The following is a 6,437-nucleotide window of genomic DNA, read 5'->3' as shown; positions in this document are numbered from 1 at the left end:
CGACGGGATGCCCGCCGCGCTGTACTTCCCGCACGATGCGCTCGGCGCACCGTGCGACGACCCGGCGCCCCGCTATGCGGGACTCATCGCGCATCTCGGCGCGGTGATCGACCTGCTCGCGGCGATGGGCCGCGTCACGCCGCGCGTGCTGTGGAGCAACGCGGGCAACCTGCTCGACTATCTGCTCGAAACATATCGTTCGCTGCCATGCGCCGCCGATCCCGTCCGCGATGCGGACTGGCTGTTCGGTTCGAGCTGCGTGCACGGCGAACCGAATCCGCTGCGTGTGCCCGTGCGCGATGCCGTGCCGCGCTCGGCGCTGCTGCCGACGCCGTTTCGCGCGCGCCGCGTGTGCTGCCTGCGCTATGAAATTCCTGGAGAAACGCAACTGTGTGGAAGCTGCCCCCTGCTACTGACGATGGACGACGCGGCGCTGGCCGAGCAGGACGCGATCCGGTGACGGATGCCGGCCGCCGGCATGCGCTCGGCGCACTCGCGGCGCTCGGTGCCGCGTGCTGCGGTGCGCTTTCCCCGTCGTCCCGCGCCGTTGCCGCGACCCTCGATGCGCATCGCGCGCAGGGCGTGCGTGTGCCGGGCGCGGTGTCGCTGGCCGGCAATCCCGTCGTGTCGCAGGCGAGCGCGACGATGCCGGTGCGGCCGCAACGCGTGGTCGCGCTCGATTTCATGTTCGCGGAAAGCGTGATTGCGCTCGACCTCGTGCCGGTCGGGATGGCCGATACCGCGTTCTATCCGGGCTGGCTCGGCTATCAAAGCGACCGGCTCGCGAACGTGACCGATATCGGTTCGCGCCAGGAGCCGGGGCTCGAGGCGATCGCGGCGGTCAAGCCCGACCTGATCATCGGCGTCGGTTTCCGCCATGCGCCGATTTTCGATGCGCTCGACCGGATCGCGCCGACGATCCTGTTCCAGTTCAGCCCGAACGTGTCCGATGGCGGCGTACCGGTCACGCAGCTCGACTGGATGCGGCAGATCTTCCGGACGATCGGTGCGGTGACGGGGCGCGACGCGCGTGCGCAGGCGGTCGATGCGCAACTCGATGCGGGCATCGCGCGCAATGCGGCGAGGCTCGCGGCCGCGGGCCGAAAGGGCGAACGCGTCGCGCTGCTGCAGGATCTCGGCTTGCCCGACCGCTACTGGGCCTATACGGGCAACAGCGCGTCGGCGGGTCTTGCACGCGCGCTCGGGCTCGATTCGTGGCCGACCAAGCCGACGCGGGAAGGCACGCTGTACGTGACGTCCGCCGATTTGCTCAGGCAGCGCGAGCTGGCCGTGCTGTTCGTGACCGCGTCGGGGATGGAGGTGCCGCTGTCCGCGAAACTCGATTCGCCGGTGTGGCGCTTCGTGCCCGCGATGAAGGAACACCGGATCGCGCTCATCGAACGCAATATCTGGGGGTTCGGCGGGCCGATGTCGGCGCTGAAACTGGCCGACGTGATGACCGATACGATGCTGAAGCTGCCGGCCGTGCGTTGAGTGCGCGGCGGTCGATCGGCGGATGACGCCGCTTCGACTTCGACGGGCAGGGCGGTGCGGTTGGCCTGCGCGCGCCGCGCGGCGATCCGGCTCGACCTGGCCGCATGGCCGGCGGTCGCGCTCGATGCGATGCGCTGCGGTCGGGCAGCGTGCTCGCCGACGTCGGCCGCGGCATGTGCGCAGGATTCGCGGTGAATCGCCCGAGGCGTTCTGCGATCGCGCTACGCGCCAGCCACATTGCCTCCTGAAACGAAAATCGCCGACGCACTGCCATGGCAGCGCGTCGGCGATTTTTTCCATCGATGGTCGAATTACGCGCTCAGCGCGTCGACACCATTCTGCGCGTGCGACCTGGCCGGCGTCGTGTCGCTGACGATGCGCCCGTTGTCGAGCTTCAGCAAGCGGTCGGCGAGATCGAAGTAGCGATCGTCGTGCGTGATCACGATCACGGCCTTGCCGCGCGCACGCAGCTCGGGCAGCAGTTGCTCGTAGAACACGGCCTTGAACGACGGGTCCTGGTCGGCCGCCCATTCGTCGAACAGGTAGAACGGCCGGTCCTCCAGGTACGCGACGACGAGTGCGAGCCGCTTGCGCTGCCCGGTCGACAGTGCGCGGGTCGAGAATGCGCCGTCCACCACCTTCACCTTGTGATCGAGCGCGAGCTTCGCGACGAGCGCGTTCGCACGTGCATCGGCCTGCGCGCGGGACGGATCGTCGGGATCGACGATGCCGAGCAGTGCATCGAACAGGTGGAAATCGTTGAACACCGCGCTGAAGCGCTGCCGGTATGCGGCGCGCTCGCGCCAGCCGATCGTGCGGCCATCGACCTCGATCGTGCCTTCTTCCGGCTCGTAGAGCCCCGTCAGCACCTTCGCCAGCGTCGTCTTGCCGCTGCCGTTGCCGCCGACGATGAACACGAGCTCGCCCGGCTGGATCGTCAGGTTGATCGGCCCGATGCTGAACATCCGTTCGTCGCGCTCGTGGAAGTACGCATGCGTGACGCCGCGCAGCGTGACGGCGCCGGCCGGCGGCACGTCGGGTGCATCGGCTGCGGGCGGCACCGTGCGCAGCGCGCCGAATTCGGCCATCACGCCTTCGATCCGCGTGAGCGACACGCGGGCCGCATTGACGGTCGGCAGGTTGTTCAGCAGCCCGTCGAGCGGCACGAGCATGAACAGGAACACGACGACGTAGCCGGCGGCCGCGGCCGGATCGGCATGCACGCCGAGCTGCGGCCAGAACGACGCGATGCCGAGGAACACGTAGAACAGGAAGATGATCCAGCCGACCCCCACCGCGTACGCGCTGAACGCGCGGCGGCGGTGGTCGCGCACCTCGCCGATCGCGGCGCCGAGCTGGCCGTCGACGAACTGGCGAGCGCGCTCATCGTGCAGCTTCAGCTCCTTCGCGCCGGAAAACAGCGAGCCGAGATAGCCGAACAGGCGGTCCTGCGCCTGGCCGGCCGCTTCGAGCGATGCGATCGCGCGGCGGTCGCCGGTGTGATAGCCGAGCGAGCCGGCGATGATCGCGGCCAGCGCGAGCAGGCACACCGGCCACGACAGCCACGCGAGGTAGCCGAGGCAGCCGAACACGATCGAGCCGTGCATGACCAGGTTCGGCAGCGCGAAGAACAGCATCGACACGTTGGTGGCGTCGTCGGTCAGCACCGACTGCACGGGCGCCGCGCCGATCCGCTCGATGTCGCGCAGTTCGGCCGCGCCGACGCGCCGCGCGAGATGCACGCGCAGCCGTGCCATCGTGTCCTGCGACAGGCGCGCGAACAGCGTGCCCGACACGATCCGCGTGACGAGCGCGATCACTGCGCACAGCGCGAAGCGCCACGCGAGCGACGCGTCGGCCGCGCCCGGTTGGGAAAGCGCTCGGTTCAGCGTCGCGACGAGCAGCACGCTCGCGACGCCGTTCAATACGCACGCGGTGAGCGCCAGCACGAGTGACGCGCGGCTTTCGCGCAACAGCGCAAGGATCAGGCGCGCCGCGGGGCGGCCGGGGGAGGCGTCGAGGGACGGCGGGGAAGAAGGCTCGTGGGCGGCTGTCATCGGCAACGTCGGTAAAGGGAAGGCTAGCGAAAACGCGGAAACGGCAAAACTGACGTGAAAGCGGCGGGCGAGGCGGGGCCCCGTTCCGGCTTTCCTCCCTGATAGACGAACGGGCCGCGCAAATATTTAGCGGCGCGTTCAAAAAAGCGTTCGCACGGGCTTTGAGCACAAAACGGTAAAAAATCGGCCGCGCCGTTCGTCACACCAGTGAAGCCGCCCCAAGCGGCCCCGAGACTTGGCCGAAGCGGCCGGACCGAAGGACTTCACGCACATGACGAGTTTCCCGACTGCGCTGCACTACCGAATCCGCGAACTGGCGCGCCTCGCGCCCGACGCACCCGCCATCGCGGTCCCTTTCCAGAATGACTTGCGCCTGTCGCGCGGCGCGCTCGACGCGCGGGCGTCGCGGCTGGCCCGGCAACTGCGCGCGGCCGGCGTCGGCGCGGAAGTGCGGGTGGGCGTGTGCGTCGAGCGCTCGGGCGAACTGTTCGTCGCGCTGCTGGCCGTGCTGAAGGCGGGCGGCGTGTTCGTGCCGCTCGATCCGCGTCACCCGGCCGCGCGCCTCGACTGGATCGTCCAGGATGCGCAGTTGCGGCACGGGATCGTCGACGCTGCCGGTCGTGCGGCGCTCGGCAAGCCGTTCGAACACGCGTTTGATGTGGAAGCGGAAGCCGGCGCGGCGGACGGGCAGGATATTGCAGCCGATGAAGAGGTGGTGGCCGTCCACCCGCGTTCGGCCGCCTACATGATCTATACGTCAGGTTCGACCGGCACGCCGAAGGCGGTCGTCGTCGAACACGGGCCGCTTGCCGCGCATTGCGACGCGCTCGCTGCCGCGCTGCCGATCGAGGCGGGCGACCGCCTGCTGCATTTCGCGTCGGTCAATTTCGACGCCGCGCATGAATGCTGGCTCGCGCCGCTCGCGACGGGGGCGAGCATCGTCGTGGCGCCGCCGCAACCGTTTGCGCCGGATGCCGCGCATGCGCTGCTGGTGAGTGAAGCGATCAATGTGGCCGCGTTCCCGCCCGCGTACCTGCGCGAATTCGCGGCAGTGGCCGCGCGCGACGGCGTGCCGCCGGCACTGCGCGTGCTCGCGTTCGGCGGCGAAGCGCTGCCGCAGCAGGCATTCGAATTCGTGCGCGGCACGTTCCCGTCGGTGCGCCTAATCAACGGCTACGGGCCGACCGAGGCCGTCATTTCGCCGATGCTGTGGCCGGTCGAGCCGGGCGAGACGCCCGTGCTGGCCGCCGATGATGCGTATGCGTCGTTGCCGATCGGCCGCGTGATCGGGCCGCGCGTCGCGCGTGTCGACGGCAGCGAAGTCGACGGTGTGGGTGAGCTGCTGCTGGGTGGCGTTTGCGTCGCGCGCGGCTATCACGGCCGTCCGGCGCTGACGGCCGAACGTTTCATTCCCGATGCCGACGGCGAACCCGGTGCGCGCGTGTACCGCACGGGCGACCTCGCACGGCTGCGCGACGACGGCGCATTCGACTACCTCGGCCGCCTCGACGATCAGGTCCAGGTGCGCGGCGTGCGCGTGGAGCCCGCCGAGATCGCCGCGTGCCTGCGTTCGCATCCGGCCGTCGCTGATGCGGCCGTAGTTGCCGAAACCGGCAACGGGCCGACGCGGCTGATCGCGTGCGTCGCGCTGCGTGCAGCAGCCGATGATGCGGCGCTGAAAGCACACGTGGCGGCGCAACTGCCGGCTGCATGGCAGCCGCATCGGTTCGTGCGCTGTGATGCGCTGCCGTACACGCTGAACGGCAAGATCGACCGTGCCGCGCTGCGCGAGAAGATCGCTGCCACGCGCGACACCGCGCAAGGCAGCGGCGACGCCCCGCGCACGCCGACCGAACAGCAGCTCGCCGGCCTCTGGCAGACGCTGCTCGGCCTCGACGTCACGCCGTCGCGTGACGACCGTTTCTTCGCGCTGGGCGCCGATTCGCTCGCCGCGATGCAGTTGCAGGCCGCGATTCGCGCGGCAGTACGGGTGAACCTGCGGCTCGATACGCTGTTCGCCGATCCGGCGCTCTTCGAACTGGCCGAAGCGGTCGATCGTGCGGAGCGCGAAACCGGCGAACCGCTGGCTGCCATTTCCGCACGCCGCGCGCCGGCCGAAGCGGCCGTATCGGACGAGCCGCACGTCGATCGCGCCGCATCGCTCGCGCAGCAACGTTTCTGGGTGCTCGCACAAACGCGTGATGCGAGCGCCGCATATCACATCGCCGCGCACTGGACGATCGACGGCACGCTCGATCGCGCTGCGTTGCAGCGCGCGCTCGATCACGTGATCGGCCGCCACGAAGCGTGGCGCACGACGCTCGTCGACAACGACGACGGCATCGTGATGCAGCGCATTCATGCGCGTCTGCCGGTGTCGATCGTCGACATCGACCTGCGCGACCAGCCGCCTGCCGCCCGCGACGCGCAAGCCGCGCGTCTCGCCGAGCGCGATGCGGCCGAACCGTTCGACCTCGCACGCGGCCCGTTGCTGCGCGCGACGCTGGTCGCGCTCGCCGATGACCGACACCGCCTGCTGCTGACCGCCCATCACGCGATCACCGACGGCTGGAGCTCGCGCTGCGCGTTCGATGAACTGTCGGCCGCCTATCGCGGGTATGCCGAAGGCCGCGAGCCGTCGCTGCCCGAATTGCCGATCCAGTACGCCGACTATGCGGACTGGCAACGCGACATGCTGGCCGGCGGCGAGGGCGAACGTCAACTCGACTACTGGCGCGGCGCATTGCAAGACGTGCCGGGCCCGCTCGCGCTGCCGGTCGATCGTCAGCCGGGCGCCACACGCACGCTGCAAGGCGCGCGCGTGTCGGTGCGGCTGTCCGACGCGGTCGCGGCCGACGTGCGGCGACTCGCGCGCGACGCGCAGGA

General features: G+C 69.8%; 4 protein-coding genes. 3 read left to right on the top strand and 1 reads right to left on the bottom strand.

Annotated elements, in window-relative coordinates:
• Nucleotides 1-460, top strand: a 460-nt coding sequence (fhuF, locus tag G3N99_RS32025; protein ID WP_206124381.1) for a siderophore-iron reductase FhuF, incomplete at its 5' end; no start/stop codon positions are given.
• Nucleotides 457-1,494 carry an iron-siderophore ABC transporter substrate-binding protein gene (locus G3N99_RS32020; protein WP_206124380.1) on the top strand — a complete coding sequence of 346 codons (1,038 nt, stop codon included), beginning with the start codon at nt 457-459 and terminating at the stop codon, nt 1,492-1,494. The genes fhuF and G3N99_RS32020, both read left to right, overlap by 4 nt.
• Before the next feature lie 311 nt (nt 1,495-1,805).
• Here G3N99_RS32020 and G3N99_RS32015 read toward each other — a convergent pair whose 3' ends face one another.
• A complete protein-coding gene (locus G3N99_RS32015) occupies nt 1,806-3,551 on the bottom strand; it encodes a cyclic peptide export ABC transporter (protein ID WP_174934184.1) in 1,746 nt (581 codons plus the stop codon).
• 271 nt (nt 3,552-3,822) lie between these two features.
• On the opposite strand from G3N99_RS32015, the gene G3N99_RS32010 reads away from it, so the two are divergent.
• The coding region (locus G3N99_RS32010) for a non-ribosomal peptide synthetase (RefSeq protein WP_206124379.1) at nt 3,823-6,437 on the top strand (2,615 nt) is incomplete at its 3' end.

Source organism: Burkholderia sp. Ac-20392 (assembly GCF_017104585.1).
Taxonomy (GTDB): domain Bacteria; phylum Pseudomonadota; class Gammaproteobacteria; order Burkholderiales; family Burkholderiaceae; genus Burkholderia; species Burkholderia lata.
This window is presented reverse-complemented; position numbering and strand designations above follow the sequence as displayed.